General features: G+C 38.0%; 25 protein-coding genes. 18 read left to right on the top strand and 7 right to left on the bottom strand.

Going from position 1 to position 23,486, the window contains the following annotated elements; genetic code table 11:
- Positions 1 to 138 precede the first annotated feature (138 nt).
- Complete coding sequence (locus ACLLO5_RS12395) at positions 139 to 1,875, bottom strand: ABC transporter ATP-binding protein (RefSeq protein ID WP_413175757.1); 1,737 nt, start codon at positions 1,873 to 1,875, stop codon at positions 139 to 141.
- Between the two features lie 131 nt (positions 1,876 to 2,006).
- The gene (locus ACLLO5_RS12390) at positions 2,007 to 2,609 is read right to left on the bottom strand and encodes a DedA family protein (protein WP_413175756.1); all 603 of its coding nucleotides are present in this window, start codon (positions 2,607 to 2,609) and stop codon (positions 2,007 to 2,009) included.
- Positions 2,610 to 2,736: 127 nt separating this feature from the next.
- On the opposite strand from ACLLO5_RS12390, the gene ACLLO5_RS12385 reads away from it, so the two are divergent.
- The gene (locus tag ACLLO5_RS12385) at positions 2,737 to 3,519 is read left to right on the top strand and encodes an ABC transporter permease (protein WP_413175755.1); all 783 of its coding nucleotides are present in this window, start codon (positions 2,737 to 2,739) and stop codon (positions 3,517 to 3,519) included.
- Between the two features lie 77 nt (positions 3,520 to 3,596).
- Here the strand turns inward: ACLLO5_RS12385 and ACLLO5_RS12380 are convergent, their stop codons facing one another.
- Entirely contained in the window at positions 3,597 to 4,400 is an 804-nt protein-coding gene (locus ACLLO5_RS12380) for a Uma2 family endonuclease (protein ID WP_413175754.1), read from the bottom strand.
- A 291-nt stretch (positions 4,401 to 4,691) separates the two neighbouring features.
- Between ACLLO5_RS12380 and ACLLO5_RS12375 the strand changes: the two genes are divergently transcribed.
- Entirely contained in the window at positions 4,692 to 5,069 is a 378-nt protein-coding gene (locus tag ACLLO5_RS12375) for a hypothetical protein (RefSeq protein ID WP_413175752.1), read from the top strand.
- Positions 5,070 to 5,104: 35 nt separating this feature from the next.
- Positions 5,105 to 7,057 carry a caspase family protein gene (locus ACLLO5_RS12370; protein WP_413175751.1) on the top strand — a complete coding sequence of 651 codons (1,953 nt, stop codon included), beginning with the start codon at positions 5,105 to 5,107 and terminating at the stop codon, positions 7,055 to 7,057.
- Between the two features lie 36 nt (positions 7,058 to 7,093).
- On the opposite strand, the gene ACLLO5_RS12365 is transcribed toward ACLLO5_RS12370, so the two are convergent.
- On the bottom strand, positions 7,094 to 7,732 hold the full coding sequence (locus ACLLO5_RS12365; protein ID WP_413175750.1) for a Uma2 family endonuclease: 639 nt from the start codon (positions 7,730 to 7,732) through the stop codon (positions 7,094 to 7,096).
- Between the two features lie 141 nt (positions 7,733 to 7,873).
- Here ACLLO5_RS12365 and ACLLO5_RS12360 point away from each other — a divergent pair, with 141 nt between their 5' ends.
- The 4 genes from ACLLO5_RS12360 to ACLLO5_RS12345 all read left to right on the top strand — a co-directional run bounded on the left by ACLLO5_RS12360 (position 7,874) and on the right by ACLLO5_RS12345 (position 10,636).
- A complete protein-coding gene (locus ACLLO5_RS12360) occupies positions 7,874 to 8,596 on the top strand; it encodes a pyridoxine 5'-phosphate synthase (RefSeq protein ID WP_413175749.1) in 723 nt (240 codons plus the stop codon).
- Between the two features lie 106 nt (positions 8,597 to 8,702).
- Complete coding sequence (locus ACLLO5_RS12355; RefSeq protein WP_413175748.1) at positions 8,703 to 9,428, top strand: SnoaL-like polyketide cyclase; 726 nt, start codon at positions 8,703 to 8,705, stop codon at positions 9,426 to 9,428.
- A gap of 64 nt (positions 9,429 to 9,492) precedes the next feature.
- Complete coding sequence (locus tag ACLLO5_RS12350; RefSeq protein ID WP_413175747.1) at positions 9,493 to 9,819, top strand: MgPME-cyclase complex family protein; 327 nt, start codon at positions 9,493 to 9,495, stop codon at positions 9,817 to 9,819.
- Positions 9,820 to 9,889: 70 nt separating this feature from the next.
- Positions 9,890 to 10,636 carry a hypothetical protein gene (locus ACLLO5_RS12345; RefSeq protein WP_413175746.1) on the top strand — a complete coding sequence of 249 codons (747 nt, stop codon included), beginning with the start codon at positions 9,890 to 9,892 and terminating at the stop codon, positions 10,634 to 10,636.
- Between the two features lie 56 nt (positions 10,637 to 10,692).
- Here ACLLO5_RS12345 and ACLLO5_RS12340 read toward each other — a convergent pair whose 3' ends face one another.
- From ACLLO5_RS12340 to folD, 3 genes are all read right to left on the bottom strand, one after another.
- Entirely contained in the window at positions 10,693 to 11,148 is a 456-nt protein-coding gene (locus ACLLO5_RS12340) for a divergent PAP2 family protein (protein ID WP_413175745.1), read from the bottom strand.
- 209 nt (positions 11,149 to 11,357) lie between these two features.
- On the bottom strand, positions 11,358 to 12,287 hold the full coding sequence (gene crtE, locus ACLLO5_RS12335) for a geranylgeranyl diphosphate synthase CrtE (RefSeq protein WP_413175744.1): 930 nt from the start codon (positions 12,285 to 12,287) through the stop codon (positions 11,358 to 11,360).
- 185 nt (positions 12,288 to 12,472) lie between these two features.
- Positions 12,473 to 13,351, bottom strand: a complete 879-nt coding sequence (gene folD, locus ACLLO5_RS12330; protein WP_413175743.1) for a bifunctional methylenetetrahydrofolate dehydrogenase/methenyltetrahydrofolate cyclohydrolase FolD — start codon at positions 13,349 to 13,351, stop codon at positions 12,473 to 12,475.
- Between the two features lie 257 nt (positions 13,352 to 13,608).
- Between folD and ACLLO5_RS12325 the strand changes: the two genes are divergently transcribed.
- From ACLLO5_RS12325 to mutS, 11 genes are all read left to right on the top strand, one after another.
- Positions 13,609 to 14,031, top strand: coding sequence for a hypothetical protein (locus tag ACLLO5_RS12325; protein ID WP_413175742.1), 423 nt, complete (start codon positions 13,609 to 13,611; stop codon positions 14,029 to 14,031).
- Between the two features lie 4 nt (positions 14,032 to 14,035).
- Complete coding sequence (locus tag ACLLO5_RS12320; protein WP_413175741.1) at positions 14,036 to 14,461, top strand: NUDIX hydrolase; 426 nt, start codon at positions 14,036 to 14,038, stop codon at positions 14,459 to 14,461.
- A 42-nt stretch (positions 14,462 to 14,503) separates the two neighbouring features.
- On the top strand, positions 14,504 to 14,929 hold the full coding sequence (locus ACLLO5_RS12315) for an NUDIX hydrolase (protein WP_413175740.1): 426 nt from the start codon (positions 14,504 to 14,506) through the stop codon (positions 14,927 to 14,929).
- A 243-nt stretch (positions 14,930 to 15,172) separates the two neighbouring features.
- Complete coding sequence (locus ACLLO5_RS12310) at positions 15,173 to 16,282, top strand: AI-2E family transporter (protein ID WP_413175739.1); 1,110 nt, start codon at positions 15,173 to 15,175, stop codon at positions 16,280 to 16,282.
- Positions 16,283 to 16,335: 53 nt separating this feature from the next.
- On the top strand, positions 16,336 to 17,538 hold the full coding sequence (locus tag ACLLO5_RS12305; RefSeq protein WP_413175737.1) for an AAA family ATPase: 1,203 nt from the start codon (positions 16,336 to 16,338) through the stop codon (positions 17,536 to 17,538).
- A complete protein-coding gene (locus tag ACLLO5_RS12300; protein WP_413175736.1) occupies positions 17,532 to 18,176 on the top strand; it encodes a DUF4276 family protein in 645 nt (214 codons plus the stop codon). The genes ACLLO5_RS12305 and ACLLO5_RS12300 overlap by 7 nt, the downstream gene beginning before the upstream one ends.
- A gap of 57 nt (positions 18,177 to 18,233) precedes the next feature.
- The gene (locus ACLLO5_RS12295) at positions 18,234 to 19,481 is read left to right on the top strand and encodes an AAA family ATPase (protein WP_413175735.1); all 1,248 of its coding nucleotides are present in this window, start codon (positions 18,234 to 18,236) and stop codon (positions 19,479 to 19,481) included.
- An 8-nt stretch (positions 19,482 to 19,489) separates the two neighbouring features.
- Positions 19,490 to 19,999 carry a hypothetical protein gene (locus tag ACLLO5_RS12290; RefSeq protein WP_413175734.1) on the top strand — a complete coding sequence of 170 codons (510 nt, stop codon included), beginning with the start codon at positions 19,490 to 19,492 and terminating at the stop codon, positions 19,997 to 19,999.
- A gap of 36 nt (positions 20,000 to 20,035) precedes the next feature.
- Positions 20,036 to 20,251 (top strand): type II toxin-antitoxin system HicB family antitoxin, encoded by a 216-nt coding sequence (locus ACLLO5_RS12285; protein ID WP_413175733.1) that lies wholly within the window; start codon positions 20,036 to 20,038, stop codon positions 20,249 to 20,251.
- The gene (locus ACLLO5_RS12280) at positions 20,248 to 20,472 is read left to right on the top strand and encodes a type II toxin-antitoxin system HicA family toxin (RefSeq protein WP_413175732.1); all 225 of its coding nucleotides are present in this window, start codon (positions 20,248 to 20,250) and stop codon (positions 20,470 to 20,472) included. The genes ACLLO5_RS12285 and ACLLO5_RS12280 overlap by 4 nt, the downstream gene beginning before the upstream one ends.
- Positions 20,473 to 20,564: 92 nt before the next feature.
- Positions 20,565 to 23,183 carry a DNA mismatch repair protein MutS gene (gene mutS, locus ACLLO5_RS12275; RefSeq protein ID WP_413175731.1) on the top strand — a complete coding sequence of 873 codons (2,619 nt, stop codon included), beginning with the start codon at positions 20,565 to 20,567 and terminating at the stop codon, positions 23,181 to 23,183.
- Positions 23,184 to 23,486 lie beyond the last annotated feature (303 nt).

Genomic DNA, 23,486 nt, shown 5'->3' with positions numbered 1-23,486 from the left:
TGCCTATTGCCTTTTGCCTTGTCATAACGACAATTTTTAACGCCTACCTACTTATTGTCAGGTGCGTCAGATTTTGAAAATCTGTTGATATTAAACAATTTCTAGGTTTGACGCACCCTACTAATATGGCTGTTCTGTCTAGGAAAATTGCTGGGCATAAAACCGCGCATATTTACCTTCTAAGGCTAATAATTCTTCATGATTGCCTGATTCTACAATTTGTCCTTTTTCTAAAACTAAGATGCGATCGCACTTTCTCACTGTCGATAATCTATGTGCAATAATTAATACTGTACGGTTTTCCATCAATCTTTCTAAAGCTTCTTGTACCAATGCTTCTGACTCAGAATCTAACGCAGAGGTGGCTTCATCAAGTATCAATATTTGCGGGTTTAACAGTACAGCGCGTGCGATCGCAATTCTCTGTCTTTGTCCACCAGATAAATTTACACCACGTTCACCTACCCAAGTATTATAACCTTCTGGTAGTTGCTGAATAAATTGATGGGCATTAGCAATTTTTGCAGCTTCTTCGACTGCATAAATATCAAAACCTTTTTTTCCAAACGCGATATTTTGAGCAATAGTTCCTGAAAACATAATGGTTTCTTGAGGAACAATACCAATTTGTTTTCTTAAACTATTTAGTGTTACATCTCGAATATTGACACCATCTATAAAAATTTCACCAATTTCCGGATCATAAAATCGTGGTAACAGATTGACAAAAGTAGTTTTACCAGCACCAGAAGCACCGACCAGTGCGATCGCTTGTCCTGGCATTACCAATAAACTAATATTATTTAAGACAATTTCTCCTGGTTTATAAGCAAAAGTCACATTCAAATATTCAATTTTGCCAGTCACAGCAGGAAGATGGAAAGCATCGTCTTTTTCTAATACCGTTGGTTGAATTGCTAATAACTCAAAAACTCGGTCAACTGATGCCTCACCTTGTTTAAATTCATTATAGTTATTAGTCGTATGACCGATAGGATCAATTAACAAAGCTGCTGCTGCTAAATAACTAAAAAACTCACCTACAGTTAAATTGTTTTGAGAAATTTGCCATACTCCCACCATCAGCAAAGATAAAGCACTCAAAGCTTCCAAAAATCCGACAATGGGGATTTGAATTGCTTTTAATTTTTCTGCTGAATATTTAGCCTTTAAACTACGTTCTGCTTCATGGCTAAATCTAGCAATTTCATAGTTCTCAGCCGCAAAAGCTTGAATTAAACGAATACCACTAAATACTTCTGTTAAAATAGCTGATAAATCGGAAATTCGATTTTGACTTTTAAGTGAATATTTACGTAAACGTTCCCCAAACCAACCGATTAAAATTCCCATGATTGGGGCAACAATCACTGTAGCAAGAGTGAGTTGCCAATTCAAATAAATCATGTAGATGGGAATGGCTACCAATTGCAAAAGACAGGGTACAAAATCATGAAAAAGCTTATTGATAACTTCCCCAACCCTATCAACATCTTCTGTCAAACGGTAAGATAAATCTCCTGCTTTTGCGGTTTCAAAATAACTAAGATTTAGTTTTTGTAAGTGTGCGTAAACCTGTTGACGGAGATGAAAAGCCACTCTTAAAGCTGCACGTGCCATGTATAAATCTTGCACAGACTGAAAAAAGCCGCGCACCAGAAATACTAAAGCACACATTCCCGTTAATTGGGCGATCGCTACTACATTACCCTGTCCAAAGGGAACAGCCAACTTCCCAGCGAGATTAATCAGCGTTAAAGTGGCCAATACATATCCTAATATTCCCACAAAACCCTTAGCGATGGTTTCCCACTGGGTACGAATATAAGGTAAAAGTTGCCAATAATTAGAGCGTGAATTAGAGCGTGTGTTCAAAACCTAAACTTCCACAAAAAATATTTTTCCTTTGTTTGACGCTACCAGTTTTCGGCTAAATTTGGTAATTGGTAATCGGTAATTGCTAATTGGTATTAGTTGTTACCTTTATCTATCTGCCACTGTCACCTTTATTTATTCGCTCTATTTTCTTTAATGATATGAATAATCGAAGGCAATAAAGAAACAATAATGATTAAGCCAATGATTGGTAATAGATATTTATCTAATTGTTCTGCTGGTAGTGACTTACCTAAAAAGAAACCTAACATAGTAATGCCAAAAGTCCAAACAAAACCACCAATTAAGTTGTAAGACATAAAGGTTCGATAATGCATAGAACCAATACCTGCTACAATTGGGGCAAAGGTGCGAATAATTGGCATAAATCTTGCTAAAACAATAGTTTTTTTACCATGCTTTTCATAAAATGCTTGAGTTTTCACAACATGATTTTTATGAAATAACCAAGAATCTTCTTGATCAAATAATTTTCTGCCAAATTTATGGCCAGTAAAATAGCCAACATTATCCCCAAACACAGCACAAACAAACGCACCAAAAATTAGCACCCAAATATTCAGTAATTGCTGAGAAGCCACAAATCCTGCTGTAAATAGTAAACTATCACCAGGAAGAAAAAAGCCGATCAGTAAGCCAGATTCAGCAAAGATAATTCCCCATACCCCAAAGTAACCCAGTGATTTAATTAAATCTGGTAAGTTAAAATGCATGAAATCTCACCTGCTCAAGAAGTTGCATTCAACATCTTAACGTTCAAAATTTTCTGAAAATAAAAATTAATATTAAGATTATATAAAGTTATTTTAGATGTTGTAGATATTGGTTTAAAGGAAAAAAATGGAAAGATATATAAAAGTGCTACGATTATTTTGGACTGCTGCGATCGCCGCAGAAATGGAGTATCGTATCAACTTCATTATCGCCACCTTTAGTAGTATCGGCAATCTGGCTGGCAGTATTTTTGGGCTATTCTTGTTTTACCGCAACGGTTACACCTTTACTGGTTGGTCATGGTCGGCCGCTTTAATAGTTTTAGGAATATTTACCTTATTGCAAGGCTTTTCTGCCACTTTTCTAGCACCTAACTTAAACCGCATTGTTCGTCATGTCCAAGAAGGTACTTTAGACTTTGTATTATTAAAACCTATCCGCAGTCAGTTTTGGCTTTCCACTCATACCCTATCACCATGGGGATTACCAGATTTAATCTTTGGCTGTATCATCATTGGTTATGCAGGTAAAAATCTGGGTTTAGGAATAGACAAATACTTACTGGGTATATTTCCTTTGGGTTGTAGCTTGGTGATTCTTTACAGCCTGTGGTTTATGTTGGGATCTACTACAATTTGGTTTGTAAAAATATACAATGTTACGGAAGTATTACAGGGTTTATTAGAAGCTGGCAGATATCCAATTGTAGCTTATCCAGCTACTTACCGAGTTTTCTTTACCTTTGTAGTTCCAGTGGCATTTCTGACCACCGTTCCTGCACAAGCAATGTTAGGTCAAGGTGAGTTAATTTGGTTATTTGGTGCAGCCATATTAGCAGTGATATTATTTTTAATTTCTACTTGGTTTTGGCGGTTTGCATTAAGGTTTTATACTAGTGCTTCAAGTTAATAAATAACCATTTAGAAAAGATTAATGTTGGGTTTCCTTGCGTCAACCCAACCTACATTGAATCTACAAAGAAGAGATCACAACATATCTGGATTTTCACCCAGTTCTCTTAATCTAGCAGCCAATCTAGCCGCTTGTGCTTTTGCTTCTTCCTCTCGTGCTTTTGCTTCTTCCTCTCGTGCTTTTGCTTCCTCCTCTCGTGCTTTTGCTTCCTCCTCTCGTGCTTTTGCTTCCTCCTCCCGTGCTTTTGCTTCCTCTTCTGGTAACAAAACTAGATTTCCCGAAACATCGTAAAACCTTACCCAGATTGCAGTTTCCCTATCTATAGTTCCTTCCCAAGTTCCTAACCAAAAACCCAAACGTCTACACCATAACCAACCATTTTGATTAGGTGTTAAAGGTTGATATTCTTGGTTTTCATCTAAATGCCATCCTTGTAAGGAATTAGGGTCAAATGGGTCGTAGACAAAATAATCTGAAGTGCGGAAGGTCTGTTCATAAAGGTCTTTTTTAATTCCTTTATCTATTGCGGCTGTAGACCGTGACATTAATTCCACAATCACATCAGGATAACGACCATCTTCTTCCCAAACTACCCAACCTTGTCTAGAATTTGTGCCGTCAACATTGAGAACAGCAAAAAAATCAGGCCCACGAAAATCGCGGTTACGAATCTGGGTACTGCTGTAATAAATAAACATATTGCCCCCAGTAAAATAATCACTGCGGTCAGACCAAGCCTGTTGCAATGACCGAATCAGGACATTCATGGCAATACGGTGTCGATTTGATTCCAAGACTTCACCATCATCAAATATTAAATCTGTAGGTGGGTCATGAGGTTCCCAGTCTACAATGGCTAGATTGTTTTCGGTAGTCATGTGTGATTTTCACCTTTTTTCATCAAGCCGTAAATTTTAATCATAATCTGTCAGGAGATTCGTAAAAGCATTTTACTTAGGTACAAATTTTAGTTATTTATAAATTTCATGTAGAGTTTTTGTCAGAGGGAGTTGAGTTTTATACTCATGATTTGATTTAGAGGAAGATTAGATAAGTATTTTTTATAAAAAGGAAATTACTTAAAATGGCTAGACATTTTTGATATTCTACAGTAGGATTACATACATATAATTGATAGCAAACAGCCTATCCAGCTTTAAAGGTGCAAGATGAGTTCTGAATCTAATGTTAAACTCAAAATTGCTCTTTGCAATCCAGATTTAGATGCAGAGGATCAAGAGAGGGAAACACGTAATTTGCTGCGAGAGATTAAAGACTTAGATGTGGAAAATGCTGGACTTGTAGCAGCCACAGAAATTCCCGAAGGCTCAAAAGCGTTAGGAGGTGTTCTGCTTGGGATGTTGCAAGCTGAAGTAACTATTGGCAATATTAAGCAATTACTGGGTTTTTTAGGCGATCGCTTGGGTGGTAAATCAATTGAATTAGAAGTCGAAGCAAACGGAAAAAAGCTGAAAATTACAGCCAGCAGTAGGGAAGAATTAACAGCAGCACTGGAAGCAGCACAAAAATTTGTAGCAGAAAGCTGAGGAAAAATCGCAGACTAAATTTAGAGAATAGCAAAATGGTGAAGGTAGCACTGCTAATCGGAGTTAGCGAGTATGAACCTGGACTAAACCCATTACCAGCCTCTGTCAATGATGTGCAAGCGATCGCCAAAGTTTTGCAAAATCCTGAAATGGGTGGCTTTGCTGAAGCAGATATCCAAAGACTAGAGAATCCCAATCCTCAAACAATGCAAGAAGCAATTGAGGGATTATTTAGCGATCGCCGCAAGGATGATCTAGCAATAGTATACTTCTCCGGTCACGGCATTAAAGATGAAAGCGGCAAACTTTATCTTGCTACTCGCCTCACCCGCAAAAATCCTCAAGGACAACTGATTAAATCGACTGCTGTTCCCGCTAGTTTCGTCCATGACATCATGAGCAATAGTCGCTGTAAGCGACAAGTAATAATTCTCGACAGTTGCTTTAGTGGCGCATTCGCCGAAGGCTGGTCAGCAAAAGATGACGGTTCCGTTAATATCCAAACTCAATTAGGAGGTGAGGGACGAGTTGTTCTCACTTCTTCTACCTCTACACAATATTCTTTCCAACAAGAGGGAGAAAATCTTTCTATTTACACCCGTTACATCGTTGAAGGTATTGAAACAGGAGCAGCAGATTTAGATAACGATGGTGCAGTTTCAGTTGATGAGTTGCATGAATACGCCAAAAAGAAAGTTAAAGAAGCGGCACCAGCAATGCAACCAGAAATCTATGCAGTTAAAGAAGGTTTCAAAATTCGCCTTGCTAAAGCACCTATTGGGGATCCTAAACTGAGATATCGCAAAGAAGTTGAGCTTTTTGCTAGTCGTGGTGTAATTTCTGCCATTGGGCGCAGTACCTTAGACCTAAAAAGACAAAGTTTAGGACTAATACCTGAAGAAGCTACCGCTATTGAAACTGAGGTTATCAAACCTTATCAAGAGTACCAAAAAAGATTGCAGGAATACGAACAAGTATTAGTTAAAGAGGTTAATAAACAATATCCTTTTAGTGATCATACTCGCAAAGAATTAGCTTATTTTCAGCAAGCTTTAGGTCTGAGAAATGAAGATGTTGAACCGATACAAGCTCGTTGTGAACCTAAGAATATCCCTACAGAATCACCAGAAATTAAACCTAAAAACTCTACTCAAGTATTAGTGTCTGTTTGGGGGCGCATAGTAACTTTTAGTATAGGAGTATTTATATTAGGTAGTTTAGGATCTTGGATACAAAGCAATATGTCGACAAATCCAATTACTGTAACTCCAACACCTATACCAACAAAACCACCTTTTGGAACAGCACCTAAGTCTTTTTGTGTGAGATGGAAAAAAAATTGGGAAGCCGAAACAAAACGTTCTGGAAAGGATGATGAAGAGACTCGAGCTAAAATGGAAGAAAGAAACTGTAGTTATTGGGGCATAAATTTACCCGCACCTTCATCCAATCTGCCAGAGCCTTCACCAACAAGTGGGAATAATATTACAATGCCAACACCTAAAACAACAGAACCAGAAGTAGGATCATCCAAAATATTTACAGAACCTTCTCCTTCTAAATTAAAGGATTTATTTGAAGAAGCAAAAAAACTTCAAGATTCAATAAAGGAGAAAAAATTTGATGATGTTGATATAACTTTACCTCCTCAAATTTCTTCACAAACCAAACAAAATCAATCACCTAAATTCCCAGATGTTTCTGTAGCAGGAAGTTTTGGGTCTATACCTACATTTACAACAATTGATCCGAAATCAATACCAGATGATTACCATAAAAATCCACTGACACCACGTCCATTTTCATCAAGTGATTCATTATTCAATGATTCCAATAGCAATTTACTTTATAAAACAGAAAAAACAAAATGTCTTCAAGAAAAAGCAAAATTGAATACATTAATCAGGGATGGAGCGGTGAGTGAACAGGGAGCTAAAAGTATTTGGAATCAGAAAAAATGCAACAACTTTGATATAAGTTTTCCATAATTTCCAGTTTTAGTTATAAATGCAATTATCCTACTCTTACAAATTCTCCTTAACCCAACTCCTAAAATTCCGCATTGCTTGACTTCTGCCAATAGTTAAACACTGCTGTACATACTCATTAACTAATTCCACAATGGGAATATTAGGAAAATTAGGACTAGATTGAGATTTTACATAATTCCCTTCCTGTAACAAGAAAATCTCCAAACCTTGTTGTTTATATCGCCAAAGTTCAGGAACTCCCAAAATTGCATAATTTTCAAATCGAGTGCGGGAAGTAATATCAATTTCAATAGCTAAATCTGGTGGTGGATCTATATTTAAGTCAATCCGATTTTTTCCAATTACAGCCGCTTGATTTTGAATATAAAAACTGGTATCTGGTTCTACTGCTTGTCGCATTCTTTCGTTTTTCAGTGTTGTAGACCCAAAAGGTTCAAAATCAATTTCGAGTTTATCTAATAAAAGTTTAACTAAATCACCAAGAAGTTCTTTATCTTTTTCATGTTCAGGTAAAGGAACCATAATTTCTAACCAACCATCACTATAAGAAATACGTGCAGCACGCCTTTCTCCCATTTCTTCCAAAATATTTTCTAACTGCTGCCAACTAATATCTTTGAGTAACATCTGTTGACCTGGGTTGACAATAATTTGTTGCAGTTCTAAAAGCATATCGCCTCAGAGATTGTCAATTTTTTGATAATTGTCTTTCTTCATAATACGACCAAAAATGAAAATCTTACTTCATTCACCCCCAGTTGATATTTCCTGTAAAATCAACATCTGAAGATAGTACAACAGGAGAAACCAGGCGTGCCTACACTCGGTGTAAATATTGATCATATCGCTACTATTCGCCAAGCCAGACGGACTGTAGAACCTGACCCTGTGGCGGCTGCGGTATTGGCAGAATTAGCAGGTGCAGATGGAATTACCGTACATTTACGGGAAGATAGAAGACATATTCAAGACAGAGATGTGAGAATTTTAAGACAAACGGTGCGATCGCACTTAAACTTAGAAATGGCTGCAACTGATGAAATGTTAGCAATTGCCCTCGACATCAGACCCGATTATGTAACTTTAGTACCCGAAAAACGCGAAGAAGTAACCACAGAAGGCGGTTTGGATATTGTCGGACAAATTGCTAGAATAGGGGAGATAGTAGATAAATTGCAAAATGCTGGCATTCCCGTGAGTTTGTTCATTGATGCCGAATCAGCACAAATCGAAGCTTCTGTCAAAGTTCAGGCGAAATTTATTGAACTGCACACAGGACAATATGCTGAAGCAAAAGATGAAACAACCCGTCAACGTGAACTAGCTTTATTAGCACAAGGATGTGAGCAAGCAATTAAAGCAGGTTTACGAGTGAATGCCGGTCACGGACTCACATACTGGAACGTTTATCCAGTAGCGGCGCTTCCAGGCATGGAAGAACTAAATATTGGTCATACTATCATCAGTCGGGCAGCTTTAGTAGGAATGGAAAGAGCCGTCCGAGAAATGAAACAAGCCATACTGGGTAATGGGTAATTGGTAAAGTTTTTGCCTTCTGCCTTCTGCCTCCTGCCTTCTCAGAGGGGTAGTTAGCTGCGTAATCCGAAACAAGGTAAAGTCACATTTTTAAAATCAGACCTCTATGACTTCCACACAGTCTAACAACCTGCCTCTTTGGGTACAGGATCGAGATACAGTGATTGCATACAGTACCCATGCCGAATGGCGTTATCAAACACCACCGGATTATACTCGTTCCAAAGAAAATCTAGCGAAAGAAAGCACCTGCAATCACTTAGAAGGTACACTAGAAGCGATCGTACAGAACTTGGTGAGAACCTTCGAGATGGAGGTATCTTTCAAAAGTAACCCCCAGCAATGGTTATCTGTGGTAAGTGACAAGTTTCGGGTTAGTACCAATGGTGGTAAAGAGTATACAGCAGCAGATTTATCAGCCCAAGGTACTTATAACCTATTTATGGCTGATTCCCAACATTACAAAGCTTCTCAAGAAAGTTTTGAATCATCAGCTAAAATATTCCACAGCACATTTCCGCAAGGTTTTCCTTGGGAAGTGCTACAAGTGTACTCAGGACCACCTAATGTTACATTTAAGTGGAGACACTGGGGACATTTCCAAGGTGCTTACAAAGATTTTGCACCTACGGGGGAAACGGTGGAAATTATCGGTATAAGTGTAGCTCACGTTACTGATGATTTAAAAATTTTGTCCGTAGAACACTATTTTGATAACAACCTGTTCTTAGAAAAGCTAACAGCAGGTGGTAAACAGGTAAATAGTGACAACGAAAACAAAGGTGGTGGCTGTCCCTTCAGTTCTTTCTTTAAGGGATTCAAAAAAAGTTAACTGTTCAGGGTACAGTACGGCTACTGTACCCTATAAATTATTAAATAGTAACCAAAGGAAGAAAATGAAAACATACTATTACGTTTTGGCTAGTCAACACTTTCTACTGGAAGAAGAACCAATACACGAAGTGTTGAAAGAACGCACCCGTCATTATCACGAACAAGAAAAAGAAATTGATTTTTGGTTAGTAAAAAACCCAGCTTTTCTAGAAGCGCCAGAAATGGCAGACAATAAATCTAAGTGTCCTAGACCACCAGTAGCAATTATTTCTACCAATCATCAATTTATTACTTGGTTGAAATTGCGTCTAGAGTATGTAATTACTGGACAATTTGATGCACCTTCACCACAAATTCCTGATCCTTTGGCATCTTTAACAACTGTGTAATAAATTAGAATCTATGTAGGCATTTTGGCTTGGTGCTGAATGCTTACAAACATATAATATTAGGTATCCAATGTTTGTGCAAAGAGTTCATTCTTTACCAAGTGCTTTATTATTAGCAATAACTACACTCACCGCAGGCATAGCTCCTTTAATTAGTAGCATTAATCCTGTTTTTGCCCAACCAGCTATTCCTGTTTGTCAACCTCCTAGTGCGGGGGAGTATCTTTTATTAGTTGTTAGTCCCACAACTAATAGTCAACAGCAATTACGCAGTGCTTTACCATCGGATTTAAAAAGTGTTACTTGTCAATATTTGAATGAAACAGTAACCCGGATTGGTGGTTTTAAAAAGATTGATGATGCTAATCGTTGGGCAAAGTATGTTAACAATATAGTCGGTTTATCAGCCATTATCACCACTCGACCAACTTCACCAACAATCACACCCACAACCGTTGCACCTGCAATAACCTCATCAACAAGAGTTGCACCTGCAACAATCGCACCGCCAATAACCTCATCAGCAGTGATTCCCAATCAGAGACTGAGCTATAATCCCAGAGTCTTAGGAGATGGTTTTGCTGTATTGGTAGATTATTTCAACCGCCCCGAACTGGCAAATAGTGTGCAAAGAGCAGTTGGGGGTAATGTGGGTCTTGTTTCTTATGGACAACGCCCTTATTTATTGGCTGTTTATACTACCAATCAAACAGAGGCATATAACACATTACAAAAACTAAATGAAAATGGTTTTTTTGCCCTCTTAGCAGATGGGAGGAAAGTCATGTTACTGCGTTCAGTTGTCAATTCAAAGTGATTTTTTCAGTTATCAGTGATCATTTTTCCCTGTTAAGAGTTCCCTATTACCCATTGCTAATAAGCGGCTCTAGATAGCCAATAAATAGTGATACCTAAAGCTGAACCGGCGATGACTTGAACTGGTGTATGTCCCAGGAGTTCTTTGAGCCGGTCTTGGCTAAATTCCGGTTTTTCATGAAATAATTCATCAATCATTTGATTAAGTATTCGAGCTTGCTTACCAGCGGCTTGGCGCACTCCAGCAGCGTCGTACATGACAATGATGGCAAAGACCACAGCTACGGCAAAATCAGGGGATGCCCAACCCAGAGTTTGCCCCACACCAGCAGCTAAAGCCGTTACTAAGGCTGAATGGGCGCTGGGCATACCTCCTGTAGTGACTAAGACACGCATATCTATTTTGCGATGTTTAATCACTTCTACGATAAGTTTTAATCCTTGAGCCACAAAACAAGCTACAAGAGCAACCAGCAGCACCCGGTTGTTGAAAATGTCGCCTATGTCCTGCATGGTATTTTGATTAAGGTGAATTAAATTATGAGCAGCAGTTGTGTGTTGAGGAACAGTTTTTTACACCAGTAGTCAGCGTTCAGCATCCAAACTAGTTTGGTAGATGATTTTGTGACTAAATTTTGTATTTGCGATTTTAAATTTGGGATAGGTTGATCTAAAATCCAAAATCGTTAGTCCAAAATCCAAAATTCTTCTGTCTTTTGACGCTAGTGATCGCGATTAATGATAAAGTGTGCGATCGCCTGGAGAGGAACTGCTTTATCTCCATAGAATGCCAATTCCAAACAAGCTTCCTCAACCAGTTTTTGTGCTTTAGCTCGTGATTCTTCGATTCCCCACAAGCTGGGATAGGTGACTTTCTCCGCTTTCAGGTCTTTACCTGCGGTTTTGCCCAGTTTTTCTTGGGTAGCAGTGATATCGAGAATATCATCTATGATTTGGAACGCCAGCCCAATATTTTGAGAATAGCGAGTTAATTTTTGTATATCTTCAGGTGATGCTCCGGCGATAATTCCCCCACACACCACACAAGCTTCTAAAAGTGCAGCAGTTTTGTGGTTATGAATAAAATTTAGAGTTTCTAGGGAAATATCTGATTTACCTTCCGATTCTAAATCTACAACTTGACCACCAACTAAACCAGCAGCCCCCAGCGCCTTACCCAAACGGGCAATTACCTGTAAAGATCGCTCTGTTGGCACGTTTTTAGGGGTTTGGGTGGCTACGAACTCAAAAGCCAAAGCTAATAAGCCATCCCCGGCTAAAATCGCAATATCTTCACCGTAGACTTTATGATTTGTCAACTTGCCACGACGGTAATCATCATTATCCATTGCTGGCAAATCATCATGAATCAATGACATGGTGTGGATCATCTCCACCGCACAAGCTGTTGGCATAGCCATTTCCAGTGTACCGCCTATCATTTCACTGGTAGCAAGGCAAAGAATGGGACGTACACGCTTACCTCCGGCTAAGAGGGAGTAACGCATAGCTTCATAAATTTTTTCTGGATAAACGACAGGAATCGCTTGATCCAAAGCAGTATCGCAAAGCTTTTGTCGTTCTTTTAGATAGGCAGCGAGGTTAAACCTAGCTTGTTCTGATTTCTTTTGAAAGTTATCCGTTGCTACCATACTGCAATTCCTAAAGTTTTCGGTTTATCTTGATATGTGTGACAATTTTACGGTCTGATGGAGCATAAACACCCACTGGATTTTGGATTTTAGATTTTAGATTTGGGTGTGATTCCATAGTTGGAACCAGGAACTTTAACCAAAAAATCTCAAATCGGCTCAGTTAGCTGGGAAATTATCACTCCTTAATTACTGGTTGCTCGCAAATAGCTAGATACTGTATTTTGCAATAACAGAGTGACTGTCATCGGACCAATACCACCGGGAACAGGGGTGATATATTCTGCCACCATAGCCGTTGTGGGAAAGTCAATATCGCCAACCAGACGACTCTTACCACTGCTATCACTAATGCGATTTATCCCCACATCTACCACAACAGCGCCCGGTTTCACCATCTCGGCTGTGATTAATCCAGGAATACCAGCTGCTGCAATCAGAATATCAGCATTTTGGGTGATGGTTTTGAGGTCTTGGGTTCGAGAATGGGCAATAGTGACTGTAGCATCAGCCTCTAACAGCATCAATGCCATTGGCTTACCAACTAAAATACTACGTCCTACCACCACAGCCTGTTTTCCCACCAAAGGAATTTTATATTCTTCTAGCAGCCGCATCACTCCAGCAGGGGTACAACTGCGTAAACCTGCCTCACCCCGCACCAGTCGTCCTAAATTCACCGGGTGAAGTCCATCAGCGTCTTTATCCGGTGCAATTTTATGTAAAAGTGCGATCGCATCTAAATGTTTAGGCAAGGGTAACTGTACCAGAATCCCATCTACCCGTTCATCTTGGTTAAGTTCAGCAATTACCTCCTCTAGTTCAGTTTGGCTAGTTTGCGTGGGAAAATGTTGACCAAAAGACGCTATTCCCACCTTAGCGCAAGCTTTTTCTTTATTACTTACATAAGCGGCTGAAGCTGGGTTATCACCAACCATCAACACAGCTAAACCAGGAGGTCGTCCAATTTTCGGTTGTAACTCTGTAATGGTAGCAGCCAATTCTTGCTGAATTTTAGCGGCTAATGCTTTACCATCAAGGATTTGAGCAGTTTGTGTTTTCATCGTTAGTTGTCAGAAGAAGGAGTCAAGATTCAGGAGTCAGGAGAAGCAGGAGCGGGGTGCAGGGGGGCGGGGTGCAGGGAAGAAGAGTTATCCCCCTTGCTCCTTCCTTGTACTCTTCACTGTCACCTGTCACCTGTCACCTGTCACCTGTCACCTATTCCCCTGACTATTTTCTCAGATTAGTTGTGTCAACTGAAGGATAAAGAATAGATAGTATGAATAAAAATTTGAGAAAACTAGTGACAAGGTAAGGATTAATGCCAAAATTATCTCATTCGCTGGCTTTTATGAAACAAGCACAACTTTCTGCTTTCAGTCTCTTTCACCAAGGATTGGTTATTCTTCTGGTAATGGGACTTTGTAGTTGTGGTAATGGGAAATCTACAGAATTGAACTTAAATAATTTAAGGATTGGTGCTAATGTGACACCCATTCGAGAAATTAAACCAGTACCAGATAATAAGACTACAGTTTACATCCAAGGGAAAGTAGAAAAACAAGCGCCTTTAGTAAAACAGCAAGCATATCAAATTGCTGACTCTACTGGGAAAATTTGGGTTGTGACTAATCAAACTAATCTGCAAGTGGGACAAGATGCCGTATTTAAGGGCAAAATCAGATACAAAAGTATTCCCTTGGCTGGGCAAGAATACGGAGAAGTTTACTTGGAAGAAGAATAATATTATGAACAATCAAATTGAGCAAGTAGCGATCGCCATCCTTTACCAAAATAACAAGTTCCTCATGCAACTGCGAGATAACTTCCCTCATATTGCCCATCCTGGTTGCTGGGGATTATTCGGTGGACATCTAGAACCCAATGAATCACCAGAAATAGCCCTTCAGCGAGAAATTTTAGAAGAAATTGGTTATGATTTACCATCTTTTGAGAAATTTGGTATTTATTCTAATATCAAAGTTTTACATCATGTTTTTCATGCACCATTGTTAGTGGAAGTAGATCAATTGTGTCTAAATGAAGGCTGGGATATGGGATTATTAACACCAGACAATATTCGCCAAGGTAATTGTTATTCAGCAATAGCTGGAGAAATACGACCATTGGGGGATATAACTCACCAAATTATGCTGGATTTTATTTCTACCTAAAAAGAATTTTCACCCTCTTCTCTATCCCCTATACCCTATTATATGAATCATCAATTACCACAAGTTGCCATCATCATTCTTTGCCAAAACAACAAATTTCTCATGCAACTACGGGACAATATCCCTAATATAGCTGCTGCTGGTTGTTGGGGATTATTTGGTGGACATCTAGAACCAGGAGAAACCCCAGAAATAGCACTTGTGAGGGAAGTTATTGAAGAAATAAATTATGAATTACCATCTTTTGAGAAATTTGGAATTTATGCTGATGAAAAAATTATTCGTCATGTTTTTAAAGCACAATTATCAGTAGGATTAGATCAACTGGTCTTAAATGAAGGTTGGGATATGGGATTATTAACATCCGAAGATATTTACCGGGGTAGTTGTTATTCACCTATAGCTGGGGAAGTAAGACCTTTAGGAATTCCCCATCAACGCATTATGCTGGATTTTATTAATGGTTAAAAAATCATTACACTTCTATTTGATTTTTGTTAGCGATAGGCTACTTTCTGAGCTTACAAAACTCAGTACACCTGAATTATCTAAAATCTTTTTACCTACTTACATAAGTAAATATGGTTTTCGCTACGCTGCGCTATCAGAAATCAAACCGGATTCCTATAGTGTGTAGTAAGAGAGATGAAAATAGTTAGATGTAACCGCATAATTCAAATATAAACCGCTCAATCTGGAAAAATCAAATTCATGCAAACAATCAACAAATTACCAAGATGGTTAAGTATAGGCTTGGCTTTTCCTATCGCTATTCTTAACGGTTGGTTATTAATCCAAGTTATCCAATATTTTCAACCCTTAGTCAGTGTTATTTCTGTTGCCATTTTATTAGCTTTTGTCTTGGATTATCCGATCAAATTTTTCTATAAACGAGGAGTACCGCGTAATTTAGCCATTGTGGGAGTTTTACTGATAGCGGTAGTGATTTTGGGGGCTGTAGGCGTAATTTTAGTACCTTTAATTTTTCAACAACTCAATGAATTAGTTAACATTCTTCCAGTTTGGATTGATTCGGGGACTCAACAACTACAAGTTTTTCTAAATTGGGCTGCTACACAACAAGATTTACCAGTTAATATTAGTGGTTTAGCTACGCAGTTATTGGAAAGAATTTCTAGTCAATTTCAATCTTTTACGGGCAAGATTCTTGGCTTTGCTTTTGATACGATTGGATTTTTAGTTAATTTATTGTTAGCAGTGGTTTTAACTATTTACTTAATTCTCAATGGTGAAAGGTTGTGGGATGGAGTTTATCAATGGTTTCCTCCCAATATTAGCACCAGAGTTAGGGCATTATTAAAGGAAGATTTTCAAAATTATTTTATCGGTCAAGCAACTTTAGGGGCAATTTTAGCGGTGACAGTTACTTTGGCATTTGTAGCGTTAAGAATTCCTTTAGCTTTACTGTTTGGTATTGGAATTGGACTTTTCTCGATTTTCCCTTTTGGAACTGGTATTGGTATTGGTATTGTTAGTTTATTGGTGGCTTTAGAAAATTTTTGGGAAGGGGTAGAAGTTGCAGCTATAGCGGTAACAATTGACCAGATAAATTCTAATATTGTTGCACCAAGAATTTTGGGTAATTTGACTGGTTTAAATCCTGTTTGGGTGGTGATTTCTTTGTTAATTGGCGCGAAGTTAGGCGGGGTTTTGGGTTTGTTGGTGGCTATTCCTATCGCTAGTTTTATTAAGGATATTGCTGATAGTTGGCGGGCTGGTGAGTTGAGAAAGGTTGAGGATGTTGATGGGAGTGTGGTTGAAACGCAGAGGAACGCGGAGGTTAACGCGGAGGTTCGCTGAGGTTTATTTGGAGGAATTTTGGGAAAATTTAGGTGAGTAAATAGGAGGAGTAAGTGGAAGGTAAAAGATTTATTCATAAAATTAAGTTAACAAATTTTCTTTCCTATGGAAGTGAGGGGGAAGAAATTGAATTACAACCGCTAAATGTGTTAATTGGTCGTAACAGTTCAGGGAAGTCTAATTTAATAGAAGCTATTAGTATTTTAAAAGCAACACCCACAGATTTACCAGCACCTTTTCGTCAAGGTGGAGGTATTAATGAATTTTTATGGAAAGGTGAGGGAAGTAATTCTATAGCTAATCTAGATGTGATCTTAAATTATTCAGAAAGACACAAAAACAATTTACATTATAAATTAAGCATAACAGAAGTAGGACAAAGGCTAGAATTAGTAGATGAAGCTATAGAAAATGCACAAGTCTATGAAGGACAACAAGATGTATATTTTTATTATCGTTATCAAAATGGTCGTCCAGTTTTAAATATTAATAAAATTACAGATGATGGTAAGGAATTTAAAAGAACTCTCCGCAGAGAAGATTTAATTTTAGATCAGTCAGTTTTATCTCAAAGAAAAGATCCAGATTTATATCCTGAACTTTCTTATGTGAGTACAGAATTTTCTAAGATAGGTTTATATCGTCATTGGCAAATTGGGCGATATTCAGAACCAAGAAATTCTCAAAAAACTGATTTACCTCAACATCCTTTATTGGAAGATGGAAGTAATTTAGGTTTGGTATTAAAAGCTTTACAACGTAAATTAGGTATGAGAAAACTTATTGGATATCTGGAAAAATTCTATGAAGAAGCGGAAGAATTAGATGTAAGCATATATGGCGGTACTGTCCAAATATTCATTCGGGAAAAAGGGTTAATTCAACCAATTCCTGCAACTCGTTTATCTGATGGAACATTGAGATATTTGTTTTTAATGGCTTTACTTTTAGATCCAACTCCACCACCTTTAATTTGTATTGAAGAACCAGAAATAGGTTTACATCCAGATATTTTACCAACTATTGCTGAAATGTTAATAGAAGCATCTCAGAGAACTCAATTAATTGTCACAACTCATTCTGATGCTTTGGTTTCTGCTTTGAGTCAATATCCTGAATCAGTAGTAGTTTGTGAAAGAGATGGAACAGGAACTCATTTAAGGAGATTAGAACCTGATAAACTCAAAGATTGGCTAGAAAATTATACTTTGGGTGATCTGTGGTTAATGGGTGAAATTGGTGGTGACAGATGGTAAAAGAGATTAGAATTTATATAGAAGGTGGTGGAGATTCTAAAAATACCAAAAAATTAATCAAGGAAGGATTTGCAGGTTTTCTAAAACCCATTGCTGATATTGCAAGAAATCAAAAAATTAAATGGGATATTATTATTTGCGGTACTAGAAATAATGCTTTTCGTGACTTTAAAAATGCCTTAAAATCTCATCCCGATGCTTTTAATATTTTGTTGGTTGATGCAGAAGCACCTGTGAAAATCAATTCTCCTTGGGAACATCTGAAATTAAGAGATAATTGGGATAAACCAGCAGGAGTTGATGATAATAACTGTCATTTGATGGTACAAACAATGGAAGCTTGGTTTATTGCGGATATTGCAACTTTGAAAAAATTTTATGGACAGGGTTTTAAAGAAAATGCTGTTCCCAAAAATGCTAATGTGGAGATTATTGCAAAAGATAATTTAGAACGTATTCTCAAAACTGCGACTGGTAGCACTACCAAGGGAGAATATCACAAAATTAAACACGCTTACAAACTCTTAGAATTGCTAGATGTAGATCAGGTTTGTCAAGCTTCCCCTTATTGCGATCGCTTGTTTACTACTCTAACATCAAAAATGACTGTATCAACCAGCAATACTGACGCAGAATAAAGAAAATTTGATTTATATTACAAGTATTAAGTAAGCAAAATATATTGGGTCTTAATTATGCTGAAAAAACTGATTCTCGAAAATTGGAAAAGTTTCCGTTATGCTGAACTTCCACTTGATCCTTTAACTGTCCTTATTGGAACTAATGCAAGTGGTAAGTCTAATGTGGTTGAAGCTTTGGAATTTTTGCAAAGAATAGCTAATGGTGAAAATATTAAAACAGCTTTAGCAGGAGATAAAACACTTACTTCTATTCGTGGTGGTGTGGAATTAGCAGCAAGGAAAGGTGAAAATGAGTTTACTTTAAAAGTATTAATTGGAGGTGAAGATGATGAAATAGATTATCTTTATAGTATTATATTAACAACCAAACCATCTATTAATAATTTAAACGAAATAATAACTATCATTAATGAAGAAAACAATAAATATTATCCTATTCAATTTGGATTAAATACTGAAAAATTATATTTAATAAGTTCCTTGCTTAACCGCAGTTCGCTAGATAAAATTAGGTTAGATTTTATAGGTTTAAATAGTTTTGGCAGAGAACTAAATAAAAAAGAATCATATCAAATGAAAATAGTTAGAGAACAATCTTTGAATATAATCAATAAATATATTTTACCAACCATTCAAAATATCCATATTTTAAACCCCATGCCATCTACAATGCGTGATTATTCGCGACTTTCTGAAAACCTAGAAAGTGACGGTTCAAATATTGCTGGAGTTTTAGCAGCATTACCAGATGAGAAAAAAACAGAAGTTGAAAATACGCTATCTGAATATATTAAATATTTACCAGAAGGTGATATTAAAAAAGTATGGGCTGAACCAGTAGGAAGACTGAAAACAGATGCGATGCTGTACTGTCAAGAAGAATGGAAACCAGGAGAAATCACGGAAATTGATGCTAGAAGTATGTCAGATGGAACATTGCGCTTTCTAGCAATTCTCACAGCATTATTAACCCGTCCTGAAGGTAGTCAAATTGTAATTGAAGAAATAGATAACGGTTTACATCCCTCCCGTGCAGCATTACTGGTGAAAATATTAAAAGAAATTGGCAGTAAACGCAATATTGATATTTTACTAACTACCCATAACCCTGCTTTACTGGATGCTTTCGGTTCAGAAATAGTTCCCTTTGTAGTTGTTGCACATCGAGATTCAGAAACCGGAGAAAGTAAACTTACTTTATTAGAAGATATTGAAAACTTACCGCTTTTACTAGCATCAGGAACTTTAGGAAGATTAGCAACTAAAGGTGCGATTGAAAAAAGTCTTTCTACTCAAAAATAAAGCAGATTATGAAAAAAGTTCTGATTATTGATACTTCAATACTTTGTGTTTATCTGGGTGTTCCTGGTAAAGAAACCTGTGGTGATGATAATGATAAATGGGATAAAAAGAGAGTAGATAATCGTTTTTTAGAAGAAGAAAAACAAGGAACAAAGTTTATATTGCCATTAGCAACAATTATAGAAACCGGCAATCATATTGCACAAGCTAATTCAAAACGATATGAAATTGCTCAAGCTTTTGCTGACATTTTGATAAAAGTAGCTGAGGGAATCATCCCTTGGGCTGTTTTCACTACTGAATTAGATGAACTCTGGAGTAAAGAAAAGCTGAAGGAGTTAGCCATTGAATGGCCTAAACTAGCATCTCGTAACATTTCTCTAGGTGATGCTACAATAAAAAATGTGGCTAAATTTTATGCTAAAATTGGCTCTCCTGTAGAAATTTTTACAGGTGATCGTGAACTGAAAGCTTATGAACTAACAACTACACAAACTCGTCGTAGTAGTCGAAGATAAGGTAAAATTGAAACATATAATCTTACATAACATTCTATGAAAACTTTCACCGCAATTATTGAAAGAGATACACAAACAAAACTTTATGTAGGTTATGTTCCAGGGTTTCCAGGAGCGCATTCTCAAGGGGAAACATTAGACGAATTACAGAAAAATTTACGTGAAGTAATTGAAATGCTGCTTGAAGACAAAGAACCAGAATTTGAGACGGAATTTATTGGTATACAACAAATTATACTTCAGTCAGCATGAGCAGTATTCCTGTACTTAAACCTCAAGAGGTAGTGCGAATTTTAGAAAATCTGGGATTTATAGAAGTGCGTCAAACTGGTTCTCACAAACAGTTCCGTCATACAGATGGTAGAGGAACAACCGTTCCCTTTCACAAAGGACGTGATATTGCACCGACTTTGTTACGTAAAATTGCCAGTGATATCAATTTAACAGTTGAAGAATTTTTGGAAGCTCGCTAAAAATTAAAAAACCTTAAACAACTACCCTCATCTCCCCCACATCACGCTATCATCAAAAATAGTGCCTAAACTGTGCAACCTCAGCATCTACCATGACCACTCCCACACCAGAAAGCAATCAACCAAATACACCTCTTAGCGATACAAAACTGGTAGAAGATCGCAGCAAGCTGAGTAAAATGTATCAGCACTATGTAGAAATGAAGGATAAATATCCTCATGCGTTGCTGCTATATCGCGTCGGTGATTTTTTTGAAACTTTTTTCCAAGACGCTGTAACCGTCTCTAGAGAATTAGAATTAGTTTTAACCAGTAAACATGGTGGTGAACTTGGTCGTATTGCGATGACTGGTGTACCTCACCATGCTTGGGAACGCTACACAACCCTACTGGTAGAAAAAGGTTATGCTGTGGTGATTTGTGACCAAGTTGAAGACTCTTCGGAAGCGGTGGGTTTGGTAAAACGGGAAGTAACTCGCATCCTTACACCAGGGACTTTGCTGGAAGAAGGAATGCTGAAAGCTAGTCGTAATAATTACTTGGCGGCTGTGGTAATTGCTGTCAATCATTGGGGTTTAGCTTACGCAGATATATCAACAGGGGAATTTCTCACCTGTCAAGGTAGTGATTTAGAACACTTGACCCAAGAGTTAATGCGACTGCAACCATCAGAAGTGTTGTTTCCTACTAATGCTCCTGATTTGGGTAGTTTACTACGTCCGGGGGAAACTTCGCCATCTCTTCCCCAGTGTTTACCACCCACATTTTGCTATAGTTTGCGATCGCAACTCCCTTTTTCTCAAGCTGAAGCTAGAAGTAAATTATTGCAGAAATTCAAGCTGCGATCGCTTGAAGGTATCGGTTGTGAACATCTCCCCCTCGCAGTTCGCGCTGCTGGTGGACTTTTGGAATATATCGAAGATACCCAAAAACAGAACCCCGTACCTCTGCAATTATTACGCACCTATGCCTTAACTGATTATCTCATCGTTGACCACCAAACCCGACGCAACTTAGAAATTACCCAAACCGTGCGCGATAGCACATTTCACGGTTCTTTATTATGGGCTTTAAACCGCACTACCACCGCCATGGGTGGACGAGCTTTAAGAAGATGGTTGTTACAACCGCTACTAGACCTTAAAGGCATCCGAGCGCGACAAGATACCATTCAAGAATTAGTTGAAAATACTTCCTTACGTCAAGATTTACGAACATTATTACGGAAAATCTATGATTTAGAACGTTTAACAGGTCGGGCAGGTTCAGGAACAGCCAATGCACGGGATTTAATGGCTTTAGCTGATTCTTTCTCCCGTTTACCTGAATTATCTCGTATAGTGGAAGATGCGCGATCGCCATTTTTGAAAGCTTTGCAAAAAGTACCATCCATACTAGAAGAAATAGGAGAAAAGCTACACGCACACATCGTAGAATCACCACCTACACATTTAAAAGACGGTGGTTTAATTCGTCCCGGTATAAATCCCCTATTGGATGAAAGAAAAGCTACCGTAGAAGCAGATCAACAATGGATTGCAAATTTAGAAGTTGATGAACGTGCGAGAACAGGAATCCCGACTTTAAAGGTAGGATTTAATAAAACTTTTGGCTATTACATCAGTATTTCTCGTTCCAAGTCTGACCAAGTTCCTGATAATTACATCCGTAAGCAAACTCTGACGAATGAGGAACGTTACATTACTCCCGATTTGAAAGAGAGAGAAGCAAGAATCCTGACGGCGCGAGATGATTTAAATCAGTTGGAATATGAGATTTTTGCCGCTTTACGGGATGAGGTCGGTTCTCACGCCGAAACTATCCGCAATATTTCCCGTGCGGTGGCTGCGGCTGATGTGTTATGTGGGTTAGCTGAGTTGGCTGTACATCAAGGTTATTGTCGGCCGGAAATGGTGGAAGGACGGGAAATTGAGGTTGTTGATGGTCGTCACCCGGTGGTTGAACAGTCTTTACCTGCGGGGTTTTTTGTTCCTAATTCTACTTGGTTGGGGGGAATGAATTACGGAGGAATGAACCGCGAAGGCGCGTTCACGGAGTGTCTCGCAGAGAAGGAAGAGAAGAAGAGTACATCTTCTCCTGATTTGGTGATTTTGACAGGTCCTAATGCGAGTGGTAAGAGTTGTTATTTACGACAAGTGGGTTTAATTCAGTTAATGGCGCAAATTGGCAGTTTTGTACCTGCTAGGTCGGCTAGGTTGGCTGTGTGCGATCGCATTTTTACCCGTGTTGGTGCTGTGGATGATTTAGCAACGGGTCAATCTACTTTTATGGTGGAAATGAATGAAACTGCAAATATCCTCAATCATGCAACTGCTAAATCTTTGGTTTTATTAGATGAAATTGGTAGAGGTACTGCAACTTTTGATGGTCTTTCTATAGCTTGGTCTGTGGCAGAATATTTAGCAGTGGAAATTAAATCTCGGACTATTTTTGCAACTCATTATCATGAGTTAAATGAATTAGCTACTATTGTTTCTAATGTGGCTAATTATCAAGTTACGGTGAAAGAATTACCAGATCAAATTATCTTTTTACATCAAGTTCAACCAGGTGGTGCTGATAAATCCTATGGTATTGAAGCCGGAAGATTAGCCGGTTTACCTGCGGTGGTAATCAAGCGTGCAAAACAGGTAATGGGACAAATAGAAAAACATAGTAAAATTGCCATGGGTTTGCAGAATTTGGAATAGTCAAATCTTGCGTAAGTCCTATTTATATCAAATCCGGGTAATTATTTTGGAGATTCAGGGGGATATACTGGTATTGGATACCACAAAAATCTTTTCAAACACCCTCTTATGGTAAGTATCATTATCTTCACACCTTACCGATTAGGTTAAAATGTGTAAAATTTCACAATATCCCTTGGATTTCACCCAAAAAAATGCCAATATATAAGAGGCATTGTATAAAAAATTTATGTCACGACATAAACGAGTTAAAAGAGTCCTAGTAGTGGAAAACTGCTAAAAACCGTTTATAATCTGGGAAAA

It is taken from the genome of Anabaena azotica SJ-1, from assembly GCF_047275885.1.
Classification (GTDB): Bacteria; Cyanobacteriota; Cyanobacteriia; order Cyanobacteriales; family Nostocaceae; genus Trichormus_B; species Trichormus_B azotica_A.
This window is presented reverse-complemented; position numbering and strand designations above follow the sequence as displayed.